The organism is Aeromonas sp. FDAARGOS 1416, from assembly GCF_019048085.1.
Taxonomy (GTDB): domain Bacteria; phylum Pseudomonadota; class Gammaproteobacteria; order Enterobacterales; family Aeromonadaceae; genus Aeromonas; species Aeromonas veronii.
The window spans coordinates 3,268,057-3,290,277 of record NZ_CP077301.1 but is presented as its reverse complement, the minus strand read 5'-3'; the positions used below and the strand labels follow the sequence as shown (position 1 = coordinate 3,290,277).

At 61.5% G+C, this 22,221-nt stretch carries 15 protein-coding genes and 4 tRNA genes; 13 read left to right on the top strand and 6 right to left on the bottom strand.

Features of this window, described 5'->3' with window-relative positions:
* Nucleotides 1–25 precede the first annotated feature (25 nt).
* The gene (locus tag I6L46_RS14765; RefSeq protein WP_216976150.1) at nucleotides 26–1,936 is read right to left on the bottom strand and encodes a methyl-accepting chemotaxis protein; all 1,911 of its coding nucleotides are present in this window, start codon (nucleotides 1,934–1,936) and stop codon (nucleotides 26–28) included.
* 234 nt (nucleotides 1,937–2,170) lie between these two features.
* Here I6L46_RS14765 and I6L46_RS14760 point away from each other — a divergent pair, with 234 nt between their 5' ends.
* The 5 genes from I6L46_RS14760 (at nucleotide 2,171) to I6L46_RS14740 (ending at nucleotide 11,832) form a co-directional block, all read left to right on the top strand.
* Nucleotides 2,171–4,432 (top strand): patatin-like phospholipase family protein, encoded by a 2,262-nt coding sequence (locus I6L46_RS14760; RefSeq protein ID WP_159164663.1) that lies wholly within the window; start codon nucleotides 2,171–2,173, stop codon nucleotides 4,430–4,432.
* 229 nt (nucleotides 4,433–4,661) lie between these two features.
* Nucleotides 4,662–7,259 (top strand): bifunctional aconitate hydratase 2/2-methylisocitrate dehydratase, encoded by a 2,598-nt coding sequence (gene acnB / locus I6L46_RS14755; protein ID WP_064339268.1) that lies wholly within the window; start codon nucleotides 4,662–4,664, stop codon nucleotides 7,257–7,259.
* Nucleotides 7,260–7,539: 280 nt separating this feature from the next.
* Entirely contained in the window at nucleotides 7,540–9,126 is a 1,587-nt protein-coding gene (locus I6L46_RS14750; protein ID WP_216976148.1) for an EAL domain-containing protein, read from the top strand.
* A 162-nt stretch (nucleotides 9,127–9,288) separates the two neighbouring features.
* Nucleotides 9,289–10,695 (top strand): D-arabinono-1,4-lactone oxidase, encoded by a 1,407-nt coding sequence (locus I6L46_RS14745; protein WP_216976146.1) that lies wholly within the window; start codon nucleotides 9,289–9,291, stop codon nucleotides 10,693–10,695.
* A 9-nt stretch (nucleotides 10,696–10,704) separates the two neighbouring features.
* Nucleotides 10,705–11,832, top strand: a complete 1,128-nt coding sequence (locus I6L46_RS14740; RefSeq protein ID WP_216976144.1) for a GTP-binding protein — start codon at nucleotides 10,705–10,707, stop codon at nucleotides 11,830–11,832.
* Here the strand turns inward: I6L46_RS14740 and I6L46_RS14735 are convergent.
* Together I6L46_RS14735 and I6L46_RS14730 are read right to left on the bottom strand one after the other, a co-directional pair.
* Nucleotides 11,817–14,924 (bottom strand): efflux RND transporter permease subunit, encoded by a 3,108-nt coding sequence (locus tag I6L46_RS14735; protein ID WP_216976142.1) that lies wholly within the window; start codon nucleotides 14,922–14,924, stop codon nucleotides 11,817–11,819. The genes I6L46_RS14740 and I6L46_RS14735 overlap by 16 nt on opposite strands.
* The gene (locus I6L46_RS14730) at nucleotides 14,921–16,021 is read right to left on the bottom strand and encodes an efflux RND transporter periplasmic adaptor subunit (RefSeq protein WP_216947855.1); all 1,101 of its coding nucleotides are present in this window, start codon (nucleotides 16,019–16,021) and stop codon (nucleotides 14,921–14,923) included. The genes I6L46_RS14735 and I6L46_RS14730 overlap by 4 nt, the downstream gene beginning before the upstream one ends.
* Before the next feature lie 90 nt (nucleotides 16,022–16,111).
* Between I6L46_RS14730 and I6L46_RS14725 the strand changes: the two genes are divergently transcribed.
* Together I6L46_RS14725 and mdtD are read left to right on the top strand one after the other, a co-directional pair.
* Nucleotides 16,112–16,720, top strand: coding sequence for a TetR/AcrR family transcriptional regulator (locus I6L46_RS14725; RefSeq protein WP_216947857.1), 609 nt, complete (start codon nucleotides 16,112–16,114; stop codon nucleotides 16,718–16,720).
* 11 nt (nucleotides 16,721–16,731) lie between these two features.
* Nucleotides 16,732–18,135 carry a multidrug transporter subunit MdtD gene (gene mdtD, locus I6L46_RS14720; RefSeq protein WP_216976139.1) on the top strand — a complete coding sequence of 468 codons (1,404 nt, stop codon included), beginning with the start codon at nucleotides 16,732–16,734 and terminating at the stop codon, nucleotides 18,133–18,135.
* On the opposite strand, the gene I6L46_RS14715 is transcribed toward mdtD, so the two are convergent.
* The 3 genes from I6L46_RS14715 to folB form a co-directional block, all read right to left on the bottom strand.
* Nucleotides 18,107–18,595 carry a YbaK/EbsC family protein gene (locus I6L46_RS14715; RefSeq protein ID WP_216976137.1) on the bottom strand — a complete coding sequence of 163 codons (489 nt, stop codon included), beginning with the start codon at nucleotides 18,593–18,595 and terminating at the stop codon, nucleotides 18,107–18,109. The genes mdtD and I6L46_RS14715 overlap by 29 nt on opposite strands.
* A 126-nt stretch (nucleotides 18,596–18,721) precedes the next feature.
* Nucleotides 18,722–19,231, bottom strand: a complete 510-nt coding sequence (folK, locus tag I6L46_RS14710) for a 2-amino-4-hydroxy-6-hydroxymethyldihydropteridine diphosphokinase (RefSeq protein ID WP_040068957.1) — start codon at nucleotides 19,229–19,231, stop codon at nucleotides 18,722–18,724.
* Entirely contained in the window at nucleotides 19,231–19,602 is a 372-nt protein-coding gene (gene folB, locus I6L46_RS14705) for a dihydroneopterin aldolase (RefSeq protein ID WP_005356584.1), read from the bottom strand. Before folB ends, folK begins: the two co-directional genes overlap by 1 nt.
* Nucleotides 19,603–19,759: 157 nt before the next feature.
* On the opposite strand from folB, the gene plsY reads away from it, so the two are divergent.
* From plsY to I6L46_RS14675, 6 genes are all read left to right on the top strand, one after another.
* Nucleotides 19,760–20,422 carry a glycerol-3-phosphate 1-O-acyltransferase PlsY gene (gene plsY / locus I6L46_RS14700; RefSeq protein WP_031227839.1) on the top strand — a complete coding sequence of 221 codons (663 nt, stop codon included), beginning with the start codon at nucleotides 19,760–19,762 and terminating at the stop codon, nucleotides 20,420–20,422.
* Between the two features lie 47 nt (nucleotides 20,423–20,469).
* A tRNA-Phe gene (locus I6L46_RS14695) sits at nucleotides 20,470–20,545 on the top strand.
* A 52-nt stretch (nucleotides 20,546–20,597) separates the two neighbouring features.
* Nucleotides 20,598–20,673: transfer RNA gene (locus I6L46_RS14690), tRNA-Thr, on the top strand.
* 3 nt (nucleotides 20,674–20,676) lie between these two features.
* Nucleotides 20,677–20,752, top strand: a tRNA-Phe gene (locus I6L46_RS14685).
* Nucleotides 20,753–20,760: 8 nt separating this feature from the next.
* Nucleotides 20,761–20,836, top strand: a tRNA-Asn gene (locus tag I6L46_RS14680).
* A gap of 105 nt (nucleotides 20,837–20,941) precedes the next feature.
* Nucleotides 20,942–22,114, top strand: coding sequence for a nucleoside recognition domain-containing protein (locus I6L46_RS14675; RefSeq protein WP_005355060.1), 1,173 nt, complete (start codon nucleotides 20,942–20,944; stop codon nucleotides 22,112–22,114).
* Nucleotides 22,115–22,221: the final 107 nt, after the last annotated feature.

Below are 22,221 nucleotides of genomic sequence, written 5' to 3'. Positions count from 1 at the left end.
GTCAAGGCCAAGGCCAAGGTCGGGGTCAGAGTCGGAAGTTGCCAACCAACTTGTCCAGCTGACCGGAGAGCTGCTGCAGGCTGCGGCTGGACTCGGTCAGCTGGTGGGCGATATCTGCGGTCTCCATGGTGAGCTGGTTGATATCTTCCACGTTGCGGTTGATCTCGCCGACCACACTGGACTGCTCCTCGGTGGCGGTGGCGACCTGGATATTCATGTCGTTGATCTGGGTGATGTGGGCGGTGATCTGGCCGAGGGCGGCGTTGGCCTCATCGGCCTGGTTCACTACCTCCAGACTTTGGTTACGCCCCTGCGCCATGGCGCTGACCGCGCGGGCACTCTGCTCCTGCAAGCGGTTGATCATCCCCTGGATCTCGGCAGTCGAGGCGGCGGAGCGGTTGGCCAGATTGCGCACTTCATCTGCCACCACGGCGAAACCGCGACCCTGTTCACCGGCGCGAGCGGCCTCGATGGCGGCGTTCAGTGCCAGCAGGTTGGTCTGCTCCGAGATGCTGCGGATGGTTTCGAGGATGCTGCCGATGGAGTCGGTCTGGCTGGCCAGCGATTCGATAACCCCTGCCACCTGCTCAATCTCGCCTGAGAGGTCGACGATGCCGTGGCGCGCCTGCGCCACCACTACCGCGCCCGCATCGGCCTGATCGTTGGCCTGTCTGGCTACTTCGGCTGCCAGCGAGGCGTTACCGGCGATCTCGCTCACCGTGGCCCCCATTTCGTGGATGGCGGTGGCCACCTGTACGGTGCGATCGCGCTGGGCAGTACAGTTGTGCTGGGTCAGCTGTGCCTTGTTGGCCACCTCGTTGGCGGTGGCCGCGAGCTGGCGGGAGTTCTCTGCCACCTGCTCGATGGAGCCGTGGATCTTGGCGACGAAGTTGTTGAAGCCGGTGGCGACCTGACTCAGTTCGTCACGTCCTTCCACCTTGAGGCGCTGGGTGAGATCCCCATCGCCGCTGCCCAGCTCCTTGAACAGGCGGGCCAACTCGTTGAGCGGGCGGCTGACCGAGCCTGCCAGCAGCATCCCCATCAGCCCCATGGCCAGCGCAATCACCAGCGAGATCATCAGGATCTCGTTGCGGGTCTGATCCAGCTCGGCATAGATCTCGGCTTCTGGCACCTGGGCCACCAGATACCAGTCGAGCAGAGGGATATAGCTGCTGGCCAGTACCATGGGCTCGCCATTGACTTCGGCGTTGATGACGGCAAAGGGGCGTTTGGCCAGCAGGCTGCCGGTATCACCGTTGGCAATGTTGCCAAGGGTGTCACGCTCGATGCGGTTGGCCTCGGGGTGCAGCTTCACCTTGCCGCTGCCATCGACCATAAAGACGATGCCGCTCTCTTCCAGCCGGAAGTTGGAGACCATGGTCACCATGGTGTCGAGGGATTTGGCAAAGCCGGCCAGCCCGCGCCCGTTGAGCTGCTGGAAGTTGACGAACAGCTTCACCTCGCCGTTGCTCTCGCGGAAGATGCTGAGGGTCATCTCCTTCTGGCTCTTGGTGTAGTCATAGAACCAGGCGTCCTGTGTCGGGGTCAGGTTGCGCAGAAAGCCATCCTGGTTGTAGTAGGCGGCGGTCTGGCGATCGGCGAAGGAGGCGGTCACCAGACCATACTGGTTGGCCACATCCTTGAGCTGGTTGATGAGGATTGGCTCCTGCTCTTTGGGCATGCCCCGATCCACCCAGTCGAGGATGAAGCGGTCGGTGGCCAGTTGGCGGGCGGCCTGGGCGATGCCGTGGAGATCCTGTTCAATCTCCTTGCTGATCCGCTGGGTCAGGTTGGGGAGCTCCTGCTCGAACATCCGGTTTTCGATCAGTTGCTGGGCCGAGCGTTGGCTGAAGTAGCCTACCAGCAAGCAGGAGACGACCACGGCCAGGGTGACCGTGGCCAGTATTTTCTGTTTAAGAGTGAGGGTTGCCAGCATAAAGGTGCTCAAAAGGTTGAGATTGACGACGCTCATATTAGCGGCAGCGCGGCGGTACCCATGAGGCTTGCAGCCCTTTATTTGCGGATTACGTTTGCGCTCACAGGGGCGGCGACTTGCCCCTTCGCCATGCAGCACAGGCGGGATGCGGATTGACGGTTGCGCTAACTGCCGGGCCCCTTATAGTAGAGGCCATCCTTGGTGACTGACCCTCTGAATAATATGGAAAATATGATGCGCAGCTTAGGTGCGGGATGGACCCGTCTGCTTTTGGTGATGTTGGCGGCGATGCCGCTGCTGGCTGTGGCGGCACAGGGGGAGCGCCCGAAAATTGCGGTGGTGCTCAGTGGTGGCGGCGCCAAGGGCTCGGCCCATATCGGCATTCTCAAGGTGCTGGAGCAGAAGCGGATTCCGGTCGACATCATAGTCGGCACCAGCATGGGCTCTTATGTGGCGGGGATGTATGCCATGGGGCTCAGTGCCGAGGAGGTGGAGCGCACCACTTTGGCCATCGACTGGAACAAGGGGTATCAGGACAAGGTTGGCCGCGACGAGCTGTCGCTGCGCAAGAAGCAGCAGAACGAGCAGTATCAGCTGCGCACCGACATCGGGGTGAATGGTGACACCACCCAGCTGCCGGACGGTTTCTTCCAGGGCCAATCCATGGCCAGCCTGCTGCGGGGGGCCACCTCCAACCTGCCGGTGCAGGAGAGCTTCGATGATCTCCCCATTCCCTACCGCGCCATGGCGACCGACATGGAGACGGTCACCCCCTTTGTGCTGGATCACGGCAGCCTGGCCAAGGCGATGCAGGCCTCCATGTCCATTCCCGGTGCCCTCAAGCCGGTGGAGTGGGAGGGGCACATCCTGGCGGACGGCGGCAGCGTCAACAACATGCCGGTGGATGTCGCCAAGGCGATGGGGGCCGATGTGGTGATCGCGGTGGATATCGGTGCCAAGCTGCGTACCCGGGAGTCCCTCAAGTCAGGGTTGGCGATGATTGACCAGCTCACCACCTACATGACCCAGGTGGGCACCGACAAGCAGAAGGCGCTGATGGGACCGAAGGATATTCTGATCGCCCCCGAGTTTGGCGATATGGGGATCGCCGACTTTGCCCGGATGCCGGAGGGGATCAAGATCGGTGAGACGGCGGCTGACAAGGTGTCGCTGCAACTCGATAAGCTGTCGCTCACCAAGGCGCAGTACAACGCCTATCGCAACCAGAAGCTGAGCCGCCGTGCCGAGCGTAGCGGTCAGCCCGCCTACTTCATCGACAAGGTGGAGATCATCAACAAGTCGCGCCTCTCCGACGAGACGGTGCGCGCCATGCTGAAAGTGCGGCCGGACAAGGTACAGACCAATGAGAGTCTGGAAGCGGGTATTCGCCGCCTCTATGCCCTTGAGTCGTTCGATCGCATCACCTACGAGGTGGAGGAGCGTGATGGGGAGAACGTGCTGCTGGTGGATGCCAGCGAGAAGAACTGGGGGCCGGGCTACCTCAACTTCCAGTTCGGTTTCACCGATGACTTCGAGAACACCTCCAACTACAACGTCGGCATGTCCTATACCCTCACCAACGTCAACGAGTGGGGGGCCGAGTGGCTGACCGAGGCGTCGCTGGGCACGGCCAAACATATCAAGACCGACTTCTATACCCCGCTCGAACCCTCCCAGACCTTCTATGGTGAGGCGAGTCTGGCCTATGACCAGACCCTGCGCCGCCTGTTTTTCCCCAATCCGGATCCCGAGGCGGTTTCGATAAGCTATCTCGACTCCGAATACTCCTTCTTCAGCGGTGATCTGGCGGTGGGCTGGAACCGCCAGCCCTGGAGCCGGTTGTCGATGGGGCTGGAGGGACAACTGGGCACGATTGATGTGAAGAACTTCAAGGGGCTGGAGATGGATGCCACGGCGTGGGGCCCCTATGTCCGCTTTGAACACGACAATCTGGATAGCCGCTATTTCCCCTATCAGGGGATGAAATGGGACATGAAACTGGGCCACTCACACGTCAGTGTGGATGGACTCGAGTCGGCAGATGGCCGCAGTGAAGGCTGGAATTATCAACTCTCCATGATCAAGCCCTGGTCATGGGACAGGCACAGCCTCAACCTGATCCTCGAAGGGGGTGGCTCGGGCAGTGAAGAGGTGGTGCCGCTGCATATTCAGGATCTGGGCGGACTGTTCCGCCTCTCCGGTTTCCAGCGCTACCAGCTGAGCGGTCGCTACAGCCTGTTTGGTGGCCTGCGCTACATCTATCGGGTGGCAGACAATGACTTTGGTGCCCTCAAGATGCCGCTCTATCTGGGTGGATCTCTGGAGCAGGGCGGGGTCTGGAACAAGGGTGAGGATATCAGTCTGGAGAGCTCCTTCACCGCCGGTTCGCTTTATGTCGGGGTGGAGAGCTTCCTTGGTCCTGTGTTCCTCGGCTACGGCATGGCGGAGGGGGGCAATGACGTCTTCTATCTGCAATTGGGCAGTACGTTCGAATAATGCCGAAATGATGCCAATTTGTTAAATCTGGTTGAGAGCGTTCAATTAATTTTCAAAAAATACCAGTCTGTTTAATTGGTTACGATTTTGTGGTGAATAAGTAAACAGGGTTTGGATTTTAATTAGTCGTTAAAACTTATATAGTGGGGAGCACCCTACGGGGTGTCCCGCAAGGACGATCGCCGCGAGCGTGGGCGAACCCCAAAAAAAGACCAAAGAGGAATTAGTCGTGCTTGAAACATACCGTAAACACGTCGCAGAACGTGCCGCCGAGGGCGTGGTTGCCAAACCTCTGGATGCAGAGCAGGTCGCCGCCCTGGTTGAGCTGCTCAAGAACCCGCCCGCTGGCGAAGAAGACTTTCTGAAAGAGCTGTTGTCCTCCCGTATTCCCCCCGGTGTTGATGAAGCGGCCTATGTCAAAGCCGGTTTCCTCACCGCCGTCGCCAAGGGCGAAGCCCACTCTCCCATCCTGACTGCCGCCGAAGCTGTCGAGTTGCTGGGCACCATGCAGGGTGGTTACAACATTCAACCGCTGATCGACCTGCTGGATCACGCCACTCTGGCGCCGCTTGCCGCCAAGGGGCTCTCTCACACCCTGCTGATGTTTGACTCTTTCCACGACGTGGAAGAGAAGGCCAAGGCGGGCAATGTCCACGCCAAACAGGTGATGCAGTCCTGGGCTGATGCCGAGTGGTTCCTCTCCCGCCCGGAGCTGGCCGAGAAGATCACTGTCACCGTGTTCAAGGTGACCGGCGAAACCAACACCGACGACCTCTCTCCGGCACCGGACGCCTGGTCCCGCCCGGACATTCCGCTGCACGCGCTGGCGATGCTGAAAAACGCCCGTCCCGGCATTACTCCGGACAAGGATGGCGCCGTCGGCCCCATCAAGACCATCGATGCCCTGAAAGAGAAAGGCTTCCCGCTGGCCTATGTGGGTGACGTGGTCGGTACCGGCTCTTCCCGTAAATCCGCCACCAACTCGGTGCTCTGGTTTATGGGCGACGACATTCCGTTCGTGCCGAACAAGCGCGCTGGCGGTGTCTGTCTGGGTGGCAAGATTGCCCCGATCTTCTTCAACACCATGGAAGATGCTGGCGCTCTGCCTATCGAAGTGGATGTCTCCAAGCTGGAAATGGGCGATGTAATCGACATCTACCCGTTTGCCGGCAAGATCTGCAAGCACGGCACCGAGCAGGTGCTGGCGCAGTTTGAACTGAAAACCGACGTGCTGATCGACGAAGTGCGCGCTGGTGGCCGTATTCCGCTGATCATCGGTCGCGGCCTGACCGACAAGGCCCGCGAAGCGCTGGGTCTGCCGTTCTCCACCGTATTCCGTCGCCCGCAGCCGGTGGCCGATACCGGTAAAGGCTTCACCCTGGCCCAGAAGATGGTGGGCAAGGCGTGCGGCGTGAAGGGCATTCGCCCGGGCACTTACTGCGAGCCCAAGATGACCACGGTCGGCTCTCAGGACACCACGGGCCCGATGACCCGCGACGAGCTCAAAGATCTGGCCTGTCTCGGCTTCTCCGCCGATCTGACCATGCAGTCCTTCTGCCACACCGCGGCCTATCCGAAGCCCATCGACGTACAGACCCACCACACCCTGCCGGACTTCATCATGAACCGCGGTGGTGTGAGCTTGCGTCCGGGTGACGGCGTCATCCACTCCTGGCTGAACCGCATGCTGCTGCCGGATACCGTGGGTACCGGTGGTGACTCCCACACCCGTTTCCCCATCGGCATCTCCTTCCCGGCGGGCTCCGGTCTGGTGGCCTTCGCCGCCGCCACTGGCGTGATGCCGCTGGACATGCCGGAGTCCGTGCTGGTGCGCTTCAAGGGCGAGCTGCAACCGGGCATCACCCTGCGTGATCTGGTCCATGCCATCCCCTACGCCGCCATCCAGAAGGGGTTGCTGACCGTCGAGAAAGCGGGCAAGAAGAACATCTTCTCCGGCCGCATCCTCGAGATCGAAGGTCTGCCGACCCTGAAAGTGGAGCAAGCCTTCGAGCTGGCGGACGCCAGCGCCGAGCGTTCCGCTGCCGGTTGCACCATCAAGCTGGATAAAGAGCCGATCATCGAGTATCTGAAGTCCAACATCGTGATGCTGAAATGGATGCTCTCCGAAGGCTACGGCGACGTACGCACCATCACCCGTCGCATCAAGGGGATGGAAGAGTGGCTGGCCAACCCGACCCTGATGGAAGCGGACAAGGATGCCGAGTATGCCGAGATCATCGAGATCGATCTGGCCACCATCAAGGAGCCGATCCTGTGTGCGCCGAACGATCCGGACGACGCCCGTCTGCTGAGCGACGTGGCTGGCGACAAGATCGACGAGGTGTTCATCGGTTCCTGCATGACCAACATCGGTCACTTCCGTGCCGCCGGCAAACTGCTCGAGAAGTATCAGGGCGAGCTGCCGACCCGCATGTGGATTGCGCCGCCCACCAAGATGGACAAGGATCAGCTGACCGAAGAGGGTTACTACGGCATCTTTGGTCGCGTCGGTGCCCGCATCGAGATCCCGGGCTGCTCCCTCTGCATGGGCAACCAGGCGCGGGTAGCGGAAGGGGCCTCGGTGGTTTCCACCTCCACCCGTAACTTCCCGAACCGTCTGGGTAAAGGTGCCAACGTCTATCTGGCCTCAGCGGAGCTGGCCGCCGTTGCCGCCATCCTCGGCAAGATCCCAACTGTGGCGGAGTACCTGCAGTACGCCAAGGCGCTGGATGCCACTGCGGCAGATACTTACCGCTACCTCAACTTCAACGAGATCGCCTCCTACACCAAGAAGGCCGATGCGGTGATCCTGCAACAAGCCGTTTAACGGAGTTCTTGCGCGATTTGCGCGATAAGAAGCCAATAATGCCGCGTATTTACGCGGCATTATTTATTTGTGTGTTATTCACCGTCTTTTTTGAAGATTGTTTGCACGATCCTTGCTAGAGAGATCCAACCACCTGTTTGGTGGTTCGTTTTATAAACGCTTTGGGTTATGTTGTTCGGTTATGTGCGGTAATGATGAGGCATCGTTATCGAGGGAAAGTGGATATCTGTTCACTGGGTGCTTGCGTTGGCAGGCCTGACGAATTGCGGCGTGGTTCTTTATGTTTCTGTTCAGGATCGATCTCTCCCGAACCGGGTTACGCTTCGGCGGTGCCTTGCTGGTCTTTACCCTGCCGCTGCTGGTGGGAGCTTGGCTCATCCACAGCAATTATGTGCAGGAGCTGAAAGCGGAATCCAGCGCCTCGGCCCACAAGGCCAGAACCCTGATGGAGTCGATGCTGGATCATGCGGAGCAGGCCAATCGCTCTGTGCTGCCTCTGGTGAATGCTCCCTGTCACGACAACCTGCTGGTGCTGCGCAAGAAGGTCGCCATCGAGCCTTTCCTGCGTTCGGTCAATCTGGTGCGAAACGGCATCATCAATTGCACCTCGCTGTTTGGTGAGGCCAATGATGCCGATGACGGCTCCATCTACACCGGCCGCAAGCTGTTGCTGATGAGTGGCAACCGGGTGCGGCAAAATCACCCGCTGCTGGTGGTGCGCACCGAACAGGGCAAGGATGCCGCCTTGAGCGCCATCGACAGTACCCAGCTCAGCTTCATGCTCTCCATGAGCGGAAAATCCAGTGCGCTCTATCTGCAGGTGGGATCGGCCTGGCTCAATGAGTCTGGCCGCTATCTGAGCGAGGCGCCCACCCTCCATCGCGGGATCAGCCAGGCCCTCCGCTCATCCCATTATCCTTTCACCATCCATGCCGGTTATGCCATGCCGGTCTACTGGAAGTCGCTGTGGGCCGCGCGGCATGTGGCGCTGTCGTGGCTGGCTGTTTCCTCGCTTTTACTGGCCTGGCTGGTGTGGTGGGTGCTGGGGCGTCCCGGCTCGCCAACAGATGAGTTGCGACGCGCCCTGCGGGCCAGGGAGTTTGTTCCCTATCTGCAGCCGCTGATTGCCAGCCACGATGGCAAGATGATGGGCGCCGAGGTGCTGATGCGCTGGGAGCATGTCAATGAAGGGGTGATCCGGCCCGATCTCTTTATCCCGCAAGCGGAGGAGTCGGGACTGATCGTCCCCATGACCACCCATATCATGAAGCAGGTGGCGACACGGTTGAACCGCTCTCAGGAGCAGTTGCCCGACGGGTTTCATATCAGCTTCAACATCAGCGCCGCCCATTGCCACGATTTTGCCCTGCTGGCCGAGTGCCGCGCCTTTCTCGGTCACTTCCTCCCCGGCAAGGTGGTACTGGTGCTGGAGCTGACCGAGCGGGAGCTGCTGATGTCAGATCCCCAGACCCTCTCCCTGTTCCGCCAGCTGGACGAGATGGGGGTCAAACTTGCCATCGACGACTTTGGCACCGGCCACTCCAGCCTGGCTTACCTGCAGCAGTTCCATGTGGATTACCTCAAGATCGACAAATCCTTTATTGCCCGCATCGGTACCGAGTCGCTCTCGGAGCATATCGTGGACAACGTGATCGATCTGGCGACCCGGCTCGGTCTGGCGCTGGTGGCGGAAGGGGTGGAGAGTGAGCGTCAGGCTGACTACCTCAGGGCCAAAGGGGTCGATTATTTACAGGGATACCTGTTTGCCCGCCCCATGCCGCTGCGCCAGTTCTGCGAGGAGCTGCTGCCGGAAGAGGCTCAGACCCGGCAGCCAGATGGGGTGCGAGGCATCCCGAATGCGACCTGATCTATCGGTGACAGACGGGCGGCCACGCTCCCGTCTGGCAGGGTAGGGGAGTGCTCTCTCCCTATCCCCCCTCGAGTGCAGGGGCTTGTTTTTCATGCCTTGCGGCTCACTTTTCGGTAGAATCAGCGCTCATTTTGACGTCAGTAAAAGATGAGGCGCGGTATGACGGTTCAGTTCCAGGCATTTCACAGCATCAAGGCGATCGGTAATCGGGAGGTGCTGTTCAACTGGTCGAGAACCAATCCCCTCGGAGCGCTGGATCAGGTGTGGCGCCCGAAAAGCCGCGACGAGTTGCAAATGCTGCTGCGGGAACACCCCGAGCGCAAGCTGCGCCTTATCGGCTCCGGCCTCTCCTTCGAACCCATCCACAGCGTCTATGCCGAGGGCAGTCAGGCACTGCTGGTGGACTTGCACCACCTGCGCGGCCAGCTGGCGAAAACTGCCGATACCGTGACCTATCAGGCGGGGACGCCGCTCGATACCGTTTATGCCGAGCTGATCGCCATGGAGCGGATGCTTCCCGCATCCCCCGGTGTCATCGGCATCCAGACCCTGGGCGGCGCCCTCAGCACCGGCACCCACGGTCAGGGGCTGCACCAGTCTGCCCTCTGCGATGCGGTGGAGGCGATGACGGTGATGCTGGCCAATGGCGACATCATCCTGGTGGATCGCACTGATCCGCGCTTCGGCGCCTTCGTGATGGGGATGGGGATGCTCGGCATCCTGCTCGACGTCACCCTGCGCACCGTGCCAAATCGCATTATGCGCTGCACCAAGTTCACCACCGACTACCCCTTCCTGCTGGAACACAACGAGCGGCTCAACCGCGAGCACGGCTTTGTGAAGAGCTGGTGGTTTGCCTGGACCGGCGAAAGCCACATCTGGCTGGTGGATCCCGCCTCTGATGAGGAGGTAGCCCGCTATCGTGCCGGTGGCAGCGAGCCGCTGCTGCTGGATGGCGATATCGACGCCCACATGAACGCTGCTCTTAATGCCACTATCGACGCCACCTTGCAGAAGATGGCGAAAGATACCAAGGATGAGGCGTTGGCTGGCGAGCACTTCGAGACGGTGCGCCGCTTCAAGGATGCCTCCGATCTGGTGGGCAACGTCTACCAAATTCTCTGCAAGGGGATCCCGGCACCCCAGATCAACTGCGAGGTGGCGGTACCGCTTCATCGCATGAACGAGGCACTGGAGACCCTGCAGGCCTGGCAGCAGACCAACCCGGGCGTGTTGCACTACCCCTTTATCCTGCGCTGCACCGGCCCTTCCGAGGCCTGGCTCAGTGCCGCTTATGGCCAGTCGGTCTGCTGGATTGGTTTTCTGGTCTATCTGGCGGCGGACGGCACCTTCGTCAACGGCTCCATGGAGCAGATGCGCGAGCTGCAGCAACTGCTGGTGCCGCTCGGTGGCATTCCCCACTTCGGCAAGCATCTGGCGATGGATCTCTATGACTTCCCGGCCCTGCTGCCGCGCTGGAACGACTTCGTGGCGTTGAAAGCCGAGCTCGACCCCCACGGCCGCTTTGAAAACCGCTGGCTCAGCGACCTGTTTGCCAACCGGTAAGGATCTGACATGACCGATATGCAAGATACCCGTATCCCAGTGACCCTGCTGACCGGCTTTCTCGGCAGCGGCAAGACAACTCTGCTCAACCACTGGGTCAAGCAGCCGGAGCTTGGCGAGTGCGCCGTGCTGATCAACGAGTTCGGCTCGGTGGGGTTGGATCACCATCTGGTGCAACAGGTGGATGAGCAGGTGATGCTGCTCGACTCCGGCTGCATCTGCTGCTCGGTACAGGGCTCTTTGGTGGAGGCGCTGCAGGGGCTCTTTATGAAGGCCATCCAGCGCAAGATCAAACCGTTCAAGCGGCTGATTATCGAGACCACTGGCCTCGCCGATCCTGCTCCCGTGCTCTTTACCCTGCGCGAAGAGGGCTTTATCGCCCAGCGCTACCGCTTCGATGGCACAGTCACCGTGGTGGATGCCGGCCATATCGAGCAGCAGTTGGCGGCTCAATATGAAGCGGTGAAACAGGTGGCGCTGGCGGATCTGCTGGTGGTGAGCAAGGGGGATCTGGTGGACGGCGAACAGCTGGCGCGGGTCGAAGCCCAGCTGGCGGCACTCAATCCTGCGGCCCCCATCCAGCAGGTGACCAATGGCGAACTGTCGCCAGCGGTGCTGGAGAAGCTCGGCGCTTACAACGAAGCGGCCGGGCGCGATGTGCGCCAGCTGCTGGCCTGGCTGCGCACCGAATCCCCCAGGCAGGGGCTGGCGTCACCCATGCAGCCGAAGATGCAACCGTTTGCCGCCAAGGTGGGCACAGCTGCGCCCACCCACTTCGAGCACGGCAACATCGAGAGTTTCTCCCTGCGTATCGGCGAGCCGCTCAAGCCCTCCCGCCTGCTGGCCGCCATCGATGCGGTGCAGGCCCAATATGGCGATGCCCTGCTGCGGCTCAAGGGGATCTTGCAGCTGGAAGGGGAGAGCCAGCCGGTGGTGATCCACGGCGTCCACGGCCAGCTCTATCCGCTGCAGGCACTGGGTGAGTGGCCGGAGGGCAAGGCCCAGTCCCGACTGGTGTTTATCGTCAAGAGTCAGGACAAGGCCGGTATCGAGCAGCTCTTTATGGCGACCCTCAAGGCCCCCGAGCCCACTCTGGAAGAGCGGCTCAAAGCCATGCTGGGTCAGCCCGACAACTGATCTTGCGCGTTGCAGCTCTCCTGCACCGGGTCAGGACGGCGACGGTTGAACAGCACAAACGCCACCGGCACAAAGTAGAACGAGAGCAGGGTCGCCAGCGCTGTGCCACCGGCGATGGCGATGGCAAAGGGGGGCCAGAAGCCGCCGCCCCCCAGCAATAGCGGGATGAAGCCGCCCACCGTGGTGATGGTGGTTGAGACGATGTGGCGGCTGCAACCGGCCACCAGGTCACGGATCTGCGACAGATTGCCCTGTTGTGCCAGCGGGTCTGCCTTCAGCTCGGCCAGAATGACGATGGCGGCGTTGATGGCCAGCCCCATCAGTCCCAGCAGGGCGATGATCACCGTAAACCCGAAGGGGTAGCCCAGCAGCCAGACCCACAGCAGGCCGAGCCCCGCCGACTGGATCGCCACCAGGGTGACGATGCCTGCCAGCCGGAACGAGTTGAAGCTGAGCACCAGCACGGCCACCAGCAGCACGGCGACCAGGCTGACATGGGCCATCAGATTGCCCACCGATTCATCCCGCTTGGCGGCTTCCCCGCCAAACTCCAGTCGATAGCCCGGCGGCAACGCCAGCGCCTTGGCGGCCAGCCTCTCTTTGACCTGCTCCAGCACGGTTTGCGGCAGTACGCCGACCGCCAGATAGGCCTCCAGCACATTGACCCGCTCACCATCCCGACGGCTGATCTCCCCCCAACTTGGCAGCAGCTCGGGAGTGGCCAGTGCCCGCAAGGTGAGAGTGGCTGCCTCTTGCTGGCCGGTGCCGGTGAGCGACAGCGGCACATTGAGCAGCGCATCCGGATCCTGACGCAAGGGCTCGGCCAGCCGTACCCGTACCGGTATTGACTCGGTGCCTTCCAGCACAGTGCCGCCCAACCTGCCATCCAGTGCGCCCGCCAGCCGGGAGGCAACATCGGTCAGACTCATGCCTGCCAGTCGGGCGGCCTCCTCATCGACCTGCAACCAGAGTTTGGGGGCCCCTGCCTGCAAGGTGGCGCGGGTCTGCACCACGGCCGGGGTATTGGCGAGCAGACTGCGCAGCTCCTCTCCCAGACGGTGCAGCTGTTCGAGGTCGGGGCCAAACAGCCGCAGTTCGACCGGGGCATTGAAAGGCGGCCCCTGTTCCAGCTTGCGCACCAGGATCTGCGCTTCGGGAAATTTTGCATCGAGCCGCTGCTGCAGTTGTGGAATGAGCCGCTCGGCAGCATCGGCATCCTGCAGGGTGATCATCCCCTGGGCGTAATCGGCCCGCCCCTGTTTTCTGGGCACCAGGTTGTAGTAGAAGCTGGGGGCGTTGTCGCCCACCACCCAGTCCTGACGAACCAGCTCGGGGAGGCTGGCCAGCTCGACGGAGATCCCCAGTGCCAGCTCGCGGGTGCGCGCCAGGCTCGCCTGTGGGGATAGGCTGGCCTCGATGTGGATCATGTCCCGGTCGGCAGGGGGAAAGAACTGTTCGGTGAGGCGGCCCGCCACCCAGAAACCGAGCAGGGGCAGCAGACTGACCAGCAGCAGGGTACGCCAGGGTTGAGCCAGCGCCATGGCGATGCTCTGCTGGAAACGGGCGCTCACCCGGGGCAGGTGCAAGCCATCCTGATACCAGCGTCCCCCCTGGTCACTGCCAATCCAGCGGGCTGCAAGGCCAGCCACCAGGGTGTGGGCGACGAGGTAGGATCCCAGCAGCGAGCAGATCACCGCCCAGGCGATGCCGCCGACAAACTCGCCCGCCGGGCCCGGCATCAGAATGATCGGCATAAAGGCGAGCATGGTGGTGAGGGTGGAGCCCAGCAGTGGCAGCCAGAGGTGGCCGATGGCTTCCAGTGCGGCGGCACTCATGGCCATGCCGTGGCGGCGCTGATACTGCACCCGATCCGCCATGACGATGGCGTTGTCCACCATGATCCCGAGTGCCACCACCAGACCGGTGACCGACATCTGGTGAATGGGCAGATTGATCAGGTTCATGCAGGCGAATGAGAACGCCACGGTAAGCGGCAGCGACAGGGCCACGATAATGGCGGCCTTGACACCCAAGGTCACCAGCAGCACGGCCACTATGATGAGAAAACCCTGCACAATGTTGATAAGCAGGGTGTCGAGCCGCTGATCGGTATAACGCTGCTGATCGAAGCTGGTGACGAGGCCGATATTATCCGGCAAGTCCTGTTGCAGCTGAGTCAGCATGGAGTCGACCCGTGCCGACCAGAGGTCGATACGGTGATCCTGTGCCATGCGCAGACCGACCACCACGGCCCGCTCACCATTGGCAAAGGCCAGCTGGCTCTCCGGCTGGTGCAGGGTACGCCGTACCTCGGCCAGATCGCCAAGGCGCAGGGTCTGGCCCTGCTCGCCAGTCCGCAGCGGGATCTGGCGGATCCGCTCCAGGGTATCGAGGGCACCGCGGATCTCCACCTGAAAGCGATTGTGGCTGCCCTGCAACTCCCCAGCGGCCACTTTGGCATCGGCACCGCTCAGCGCCTGGGCAAGCTGTTCGCCACTCATACCGCTGGCACTGAGGGCGAGGGGATCGAACCGTACCTCGATCTCCTCCTGCGGTGCCCCGACCCGCTCGACGTATTCGGTGCCCGGCAGCTGGCGAGCCCGGCGTTCCAGCTCGGCGCTGTAGCGGGCGAGACGATCCAGCTGCGGCTGGCCCGGCCCGCGCCAGACCACATTGACCAGCCGGGTGAAGGGGTAGCCCTTCTCGTCATCCAGCTTGGGGGCACTGGCGCCGGCTGGCAGCCCGGCGGCCAGATCTGCCAGCCGATCACGGACTCTGGACCAGACGGGTTCGACATCGCTGACCTCATCCTTGAGCTCCAGATTGATGATGGAGAGACCGGGGCGAGAGCTCGACTCGATCAGCTTGATCTCGCTCTGGGCCCGCAGCCGGTTCTCGATGGGCTCGCTCACCAGCGCCTCCACCCGCTCGGCGCTGGCCCCGGGGAAGTGGGTAACCACGCTGGCAAAACGGCTGGTGAGCTGGGGATCTTCGGTTCTGGGCAGGGTCTGCAATGCCGCAAGGGCGGCCGTCAGCAGCAGCGCGACCGTCAACAGCAACAGGCGGCCATTTTCGATAAACGGGCGGATCATGACTGTGGCTCCGGATGCGCCGCCTGATGATCCACGCTGGTGGTCAGGGTGACCTGCTGGCCCGGCACCAGTTTATGCAGGCCATCGGTCACCAGCTGTTCTTGTCCATTCAGGGCACCACTGATCCAGGCCCGCTCGCCATCTTGCTGCAGCAGAGTGACGTCCCGACTGACCACCCGGGGTGGCGTTTCGTCGTTGAGCAGATAGAGGGTCCAGCTGCCGCGCAATCCCTGGGTCAGCGCGGTGAGCGGCACTTCGTAGGCGCGGGTAGGCTCGCGGGTCTGATGCAACAGGGTGATCAGTTGCCCCTCTGCCAGTTGTTCGCCGCCCCGGGTCAGCTGGAAGCGGGCGGTGCGGGTGTGGGTCTGCCCGTCCACTTGTACCCCCAGATTAAGCAGGCGCCCCTCCAGTGATTGCGCACCGCTTTGCAGGGGGTAGTGTTGGCCGACGCTCAGGGACTCGGCCTGTTTCACCGGCACGCCGATATCGGCCTCCCACTGGCCGCTGCGGGTCAGAGAGAAGAGAGGCTGGCCTGCGGCCACCACGGCCCCCAATGCCTGCTCGCGGCTGACCACAATCCCGTTGAAGGGGGCGCGCAGCTGTGATTTCTCCTGTTTGACCCGGTTGGCTTCGAGGGCGGCGGCCAGCTGGTTGGCGCTTGCCTCCAGCATGCGGACTTTGCTTTGCTGTTCATCCAGCGCCTGTCGGGAGCTGAACTGCTGCTGGCGCAGGGCGGTGAGTCGTTCGAGCGTCTGCCGGGCAAGGGTCAGCTCGGCCTCGTTCTGGGCAGCCCGGGCGGCCAGCTCTTTGGCTTCCACTGCCAGCAGCCGGGTATCCAGTGTGGCGAGCAGTTCGCCAGCCGCGACCGGCTCTCCGCGTCCCTTGTGCAGGGTAGCGACCCGCCCTGCCAGCTCGAAGCCTATCTGGCTGTGCTCGGGGGCGATCACCCGGCCATTGAAGCGGTGCAGCACCGGGTAGTGATCGCTGGCTTGCAGCGGCTGGGCGATCACCCGGGTCAGGGCGGGTGTTTCTTCTGACTCTGTGACCGGGCTGCAGCCACTCAGTAACAGCGCCAGCAGGATTAAGCAAAGTGTCATGACATCATCCTCTGGTTGACATAACATCAAATCACACCGGTGAGTCTAGTTTTTCGAAACTAGACTGTCCAGTTTGATTGTGGAGGAAAAATGAACATTTCACCCCGTAGTCAGCAGAAGCGGGCTGCGATCCTCGATGCTGCCGGGCGGCTCTTCTGTCAGCACGGTCTGCATCTGGTCAGCATGGACATGGTGGCCAGTGAAGCGGGCGTCTCCAAGCAGACGGTCTACAGCCATTTTGCCAACAAGGAGTCGCTGTTTGCCGAAGCGGTGGGCAGCAAGTGCGTCAGCAGTGAGCTGATGCCGGAGGTATTGTTGCGTGGCAACAATGTGCGGGAGAGCCTGATTGCCTTTGGTCGCAGCTTTCGCAAGTTGATCCTGAGCGATGATGCCATCAATATCTTTCGCACCTGCATCAGCTGCAACGATGCCCAGCTGGCCACCCTTTTTTTCGAGGCGGGCCCGCTCTACGTGACCGAGATGCTGTCCAACTGGCTGGAGCAGCAGAAGCAGCAAGGCCTGCTTTGCCATCAAGACAGCGAACAGGCCGCCTTGCAGCTGTTGCTGATGTGGCAGGGCAAGGAGCGCATGCTCCGTGAGCTGGGTCTGTCGTTGACCCAGAGCGCTGCCGAGCAGGATGCCTGGACCCTGAGTTGTGTCGATCTCTTCCTGACCGCCGCCGCTCCCCCGCAAAAATAATGGAGGTGGCAATGAGCCACACAGTGACAGATGCTCAGCGCAAGTGGCTGCCCCTGCTGGCGGCGGTCGGTTTCTTTATGCAGGCGCTGGATGGCACCATTCTCAACACCGCCCTGCCCAGCATGGCCGAGACGTTGGGGGAGAGCCCGCTGCAGATGCAGTCGGTGATCATCGCCTACATGTTGACGGTGGCGTTGCTGATCCCGGCCTCCGGCTGGTTGGCTGACAGATTCGGCACCCGCCGCATCTATCTGGCTGCCATCTCGCTCTTTACCCTCGGCTCGCTCGCCTGCGCCGCCTCCAATTCGCTCTCCATGCTGGTGGCCGCCCGGGTGTTGCAGGGGATTGGCGGTGCGCTGCTGATGCCGGTGGGACGGTTGGCGGTGCTGCGGGTCTATGACAAGCACGAGCTGCTGCGGGTGATGTCGTTTGTCACCATTCCGGGGCTGCTCGGCCCGTTGATGGGGCCGGCACTCGGTGGCTGGCTGGTGGAAGTGGCGAGCTGGCACTGGGTATTTCTCATCAACCTGCCGGTGGGGTTGCTCGGCTTTATCGCCAGCTGGCACTTTATGCCGGAGCTGCGGCAGCAGACCGCCCGGTTCGACTGGCAGGGCTTTGTGATGTTCAGCGTCGGTATGGTGCTGGTGTCGGTCGGCTTGCAGGGTCTGGGGGAGCACAGCATCTCCACCGGTTGGGCGCTGTTTGCACTGATCTTCGGCTTGGCGGCGATGGCGAGCTACTGGCTCTATGCCGCCAATGCACAGCAGCCGCTCTTTAGCCTGAACCTGTTCAAGACCGCTACCTTTGCCATCGGCATCTGGGGCAACCTGTTTGCCCGCCTTGGCAGCGGTGCCATGCCCTTCCTCACCCCGCTGTTTCTGCAGCTGGGGCTCGGTTTCTCCCCGAGCAAGGCGGGGATGACCATGATCCCCACCGTGATTGGCGCCATGCTGACCAAGACGCTGGTGAACAAGCTGATTCCGAAGGTGGGCTATCGCCGCATTCTGATCGGCAACACCCTGTTGCTGGGGGCGATGATCGCCAGCTTCTACTTTATCGACAACCAGCTCCCCTACGGGGTCCTGCTGGGCTGGTTGGCGATCTTCGGCGCCATCAACTCGCTGCAGTTCTCCGCCATGAACACTCTCACGCTGCAAGATCTCAGCCCGACCCTGGCCAGCAGTGGCAACGGTCTGCTCTCGGTAGTGATGCAACTCTCCATGAGTTTGGGGGTGGCGATTGCCGCCAGCCTGCTCGGGCTCTTCTCGGCGGGTACCTCAGCGGCTAACGGCCAGTGGCTGGCCGGGTTCCACCTTACCTACCTCTGTGTCGGGTTGCTCTCCATGCTGGCGGCGCTGATCTTTGCCCAGCTGGCGCGTGATGGGGCTACGCCGTCGGCGAGGGCAGATAGCTGACCTCGCAGGGGAGCTGCGCCAGTACTTCGGCCAGATGCTCGGTCGCCAGCAGAAAGGTCTGCTCCGGGTGGCCCGGAGTCCAGGTGAAGGCGGTGTGGTTGAGCAGTTGCTGATCCACCAGTAGCGGAATATCGGCGCGGGGCAGGAAGGGGCAGACAGCCCCCGGCAGGCAGCCGATCTCCGCCTGCATCTCTTCGGCGGTGCAGATGGAGGGCTTGGCACCGAGTGCGGCCTTGACCGCCTTGTTGTCGAGCCGTCCGTCCCTGTGGGTCAGCAGCAGGGCGAAGCGGCCATCCTTGAACTTGAGAAACAGGGTCTTGCTGAACTCCGCCTGCCAGCCGAGGCGGGCCTTGACCTTTTCATCGGTGGCGTAGTCGAGAATGGGTTCATGCTCATAGCGCTGGTGGGGCAGTTCAGCCAGCAACTGGCAGTTGAAATGGTGAATGGTATCGAGTGGCATGGGGTTCTCCTGTAGTGGGCGCTATCCTGCCAGCCTCGCAGGGTCAGGCCCAATGACACTTTCTTATCCGTGATAAGCAACCCTGTCCGTGGAAACAACAAGGGCGCCGTGAGGCGCCCTTGCGGATCAGTGATGCTGCAATTCGCACGCTTCCCAGTGAAAGGGAATGGGGCACAGCTGCTGGGAAGCCTTGTCATAGGCTTGCCACAGCTCGCCCATGGTGCGGCCATCGACGGGGTGGCGCAGATTGGGGGCCAGTTCGGCCAGCGGCCACAGCACGAAGGCGTTAGTGAGCACTTCACCGCGCGGCAGCACCAGCGGGGTGTCACAGACCAGATCGCCATAGAGCAGCAGGTCGAGATCCAGGGTGCGCGGGGCGAACTTCTTGGCATCTGGCTCGCGGCCGTGGGCGAACTCCATGGCCCGCAGTCGCTGGCAGACGGTGGTCAGCGGCAGATCGGTCTCGGCAGCCGCCACCAGGTTGTAGAAGGGGCGGCCGTTGAAGCCGACCGCTTCGCTCTCGAATACCCGGGAGACCCGCAGCTCGCCAAATTCGGCGTGCAGGGCATCGAGCCCGGCGCGGATATGGCGATCCCGCTCGATGTTGGAGCCGAGGCTGATATAGATGGTGGTCATCAGTTGCTGCTCGCGGCCGGCGTGCGATGGCGCAGGATCTCGACGCCGACTCCGGCGGCATTGGGCACGGCGCCCGGCTTGGTAAGGGTCACCTTGACCCACTGCACCCGCTCGTCGGCGAGCACCAGCATGGCAACCTGCTCGGCCATGGTCTCGACCAGTTCGACGACTTTGCCGGTGACATGCTCGCAAATCTTGTTGGAGAGGTCGGCATAATCCAGTGCCAGATTGATGTCGTCGGTTGCTGCCGCGGGGCGGTTGTCGAACCCCATCTCGAGGTCAAAACGGAGCTTTTGGCGAATGCCCTTCTCCCACTCATATACACCGATGGTGGTCAAAACTTCGAGTCCGCGAATAAACACCTTGTCCATGACTGTACTTCTTCTTTACTCTTGATGGGCTGTGATGACAGCGCAGGGATGCTGGCCGGGCAACAGGCTTGCCGAGGCGCTCTGGGTGGGCATGGGCCCATGCCAGCGTATGTGGCCCGCATCATACCCCATTCATATCGTGGTAAAAACGACCAAGATGACGGCCCTGACGATTTTGATGATTATTCTGGCCTACCTGGGTGGTTCACTATCCAGTGCTGTGCTGGTCTCCCGTTGCACCGGTCTGCCCGACCCGCGGGATCATGGCTCCCACAATCCGGGGGCAACCAATGTGCTGCGCCTCGGTGGCCGGATGGCGGCGCTGGTGGTGCTGCTGCTTGATGTGCTCAAGGGGACTGTGCCCGTCTATCTCGCCTGGTATCTGCAGATCAAACCCGTCTACCTCGGCTTTATCGGGGTCGCCGCCTGCCTCGGCCATATGTACCCCATCTTCTTTCATTTTCGTGGTGGCAAAGGAGTCGCCACGGCACTGGGCACCATGATGCCCATCGGCTTTACCATGGGGGGCGCCGTGATTGGCACCTGGCTGCTGGTGCTGCTGGTGAGTGGCTACTCCTCGCTGGCCTCCATCATTACCGTGCTGCTGACGCCGCTGTTTACCTACCTGCTCAAACCCGAATATACCCTGCCAGTCTCGTTGCTCTCCTGCCTCATTCTGATCCGCCATCACGAGAACATCTCCCGCCTGCTCAAGGGGGAGGAACCCAGAGTCTGGGGGCGAAAACGCGCGGCCTGTGCCGAAGAAGTGGCAGAAATGGACGATGTTGCGCAAAAAAGAGACGAACGAGACAAAAAGTGAAATTTCCCGTTGACCATCCGCCTTAAAATCCGTTTAATAGCGCCCACGCCCAGATAGCTCAGTCGGTAGAGCAGGGGATTGAAAATCCCCGTGTCGGCGGTTCGATTCCGTCTCTGGGCACCAATTTTGGTGCCATGAAATAAAAAATTTGTTCATGCACAATGGTTTAAAGTGTGCCGGCTTAGCTCAGTAGGTAGAGCAACTGACTTGTAATCAGTAGGTCACCAGTTCGATTCCGGTAGCCGGCACCATTTGCCCAGATAGCTCAGTCGGTAGAGCAGGGGATTGAAAATCCCCGTGTCGGCGGTTCGATTCCGTCTCTGGGCACCAATTACAATTCCTCCTTAGTTCAGTCGGTAGAACGGCGGACTGTTAATCCGTATGTCACTGGTTCAAGTCCAGTAGGAGGAGCCAATTCAAAAAGCCCTTGTCGCAAGACAAGGGCTTTTTTCTATTTGGCGCAGCCATTTTTTAACCATAAAAACAACCACACACGCACAGATGAACCGCAGGATAGATATGGAAAATCATGTAGTTATAGAGTCAAAGGGGCGACTTGCCGCCATTCGGAACTGGATGGAACCCGTGCTGGTACTGCTTATTCTTGGCAGCCTGTTCGGTTACCTCGGCAGCCAGATGGGCCTCTCTGCCATGGTCAACACCCTCTTCAATACCGCCCACCAGCTGCTGCTCAATACCGTGCTCTTTATCATGGGGATCACGGTGCTCTCCGGTGCCCTCAGCCAACTCTTGAGCGAGTTCGGGGTGATCCGTCTGCTGGAGGTGCTGCTGGCCCCCCTGATGAAGCCGGTGTTTCGCCTGCCCGGTCGCACCGCGCTGGCGGCCCTGATGACCTTCTTCTCCGACAACCCGGCGGTGATCAGCCTCGCCAAGGACAGCCGCTTTCGCAAAGGCTTCACTCCCTGGCAGCTGGTGTCGCTCACCAACTTCGGCACCGCCTTCGGCATGGGGCTGATCGTGGTCACCTTTATGGCCACCCTGCAACTGCCGAGCGGTGAATCCACGGCCAGTGCGGCGCTGATCGGGCTGCTCGGTGCTCTGGTGGGCTCGGTGGTCTCTACCCGACTGATGCAGCGGATGATCCGCCCCTTGGTGGGGGAAGTGCTGAACGATGACGCTGTATCGTCCGACGGCCGCAAGGTCGGGGTAACCAAAGAGGCGGCTCCCGGCTGGCTGCGGATCCTCAACTCTCTGCTCGATGGCGGCAAATCTGGCGTGGAGCTGGGGATGGCGGTGATCCCCGGGGTGCTGATCATCAGTACCTTCGTGATGCTGCTCACCTTCGGCCCCGGCGACAAGGGCTATACCGGCGAAGCGTTTCAAGGGGTAGCCCTGCTGCCAGTGCTGGCCGCCAAGGTGAGCTGGCTGTTTGACCTGCTGTTCGGCTTCCAGCAGCCGGAGCTGGTTGCCTTCCCGGCTACCTCCCTCGGTGCGGTTGGTGCCGCCATGTCTCTGGTGCCCCCCTTTATCGCCAAAGGGTGGATCACCGGTAACGAGGTCGCGGTGTTTACCGCCATGGGGATGTGCTGGAGCGGCTTCTTGAGCACCCACACCGCCATGCTCGATGCCCTCGGCTATCGCCACCTCACCTCCCGCGCCATTGTCGCCCATACCATCGGCGGCCTGTGCGCCGGTGTGGCCGCTCACCAGCTCTATCTACTGCTGGGCTGAGTCGGGTTCAGACACGGATACAAAAAGAGGCTCTTCGGAGCCTCTTTTCATTTCTATTGGTCACGCCTTGTGGGCGGATCACCGCTCGATTAGTAAGCCCGCAGGTC

What these genes read in the sequence shown, in the direction of transcription:
- I6L46_RS14735 (WP_216976142.1), bottom strand. Translation starts at nt 14,924, where the DNA reads ATGATCCGCCCGTTTATCGAAAATGGCCGCCTGTTGCTGTTGACGGTC.
- I6L46_RS14725 (WP_216947857.1), top strand. Translation starts at nt 16,112, where the DNA reads ATGAACATTTCACCCCGTAGTCAGCAGAAGCGGGCTGCGATCCTCGAT.
- I6L46_RS14730 (WP_216947855.1), bottom strand. Translation starts at nt 16,021, where the DNA reads ATGACACTTTGCTTAATCCTGCTGGCGCTGTTACTGAGTGGCTGCAGC.
- mdtD (WP_216976139.1), top strand. Translation starts at nt 16,732, where the DNA reads ATGAGCCACACAGTGACAGATGCTCAGCGCAAGTGGCTGCCCCTGCTG.
- I6L46_RS14750 (WP_216976148.1), top strand. Translation starts at nt 7,540, where the DNA reads ATGTTTCTGTTCAGGATCGATCTCTCCCGAACCGGGTTACGCTTCGGC.
- I6L46_RS14740 (WP_216976144.1), top strand. Translation starts at nt 10,705, where the DNA reads ATGACCGATATGCAAGATACCCGTATCCCAGTGACCCTGCTGACCGGC.
- I6L46_RS14675 (WP_005355060.1), top strand. Translation starts at nt 20,942, where the DNA reads ATGGAAAATCATGTAGTTATAGAGTCAAAGGGGCGACTTGCCGCCATT.
- I6L46_RS14760 (WP_159164663.1), top strand. Translation starts at nt 2,171, where the DNA reads ATGCGCAGCTTAGGTGCGGGATGGACCCGTCTGCTTTTGGTGATGTTG.
- I6L46_RS14715 (WP_216976137.1), bottom strand. Translation starts at nt 18,595, where the DNA reads ATGCCACTCGATACCATTCACCATTTCAACTGCCAGTTGCTGGCTGAA.
- I6L46_RS14745 (WP_216976146.1), top strand. Translation starts at nt 9,289, where the DNA reads ATGACGGTTCAGTTCCAGGCATTTCACAGCATCAAGGCGATCGGTAAT.
- folK (WP_040068957.1), bottom strand. Translation starts at nt 19,231, where the DNA reads ATGACCACCATCTATATCAGCCTCGGCTCCAACATCGAGCGGGATCGC.
- plsY (WP_031227839.1), top strand. Translation starts at nt 19,760, where the DNA reads ATGACGGCCCTGACGATTTTGATGATTATTCTGGCCTACCTGGGTGGT.
- I6L46_RS14765 (WP_216976150.1), bottom strand. Translation starts at nt 1,936, where the DNA reads ATGCTGGCAACCCTCACTCTTAAACAGAAAATACTGGCCACGGTCACC.
- folB (WP_005356584.1), bottom strand. Translation starts at nt 19,602, where the DNA reads ATGGACAAGGTGTTTATTCGCGGACTCGAAGTTTTGACCACCATCGGT.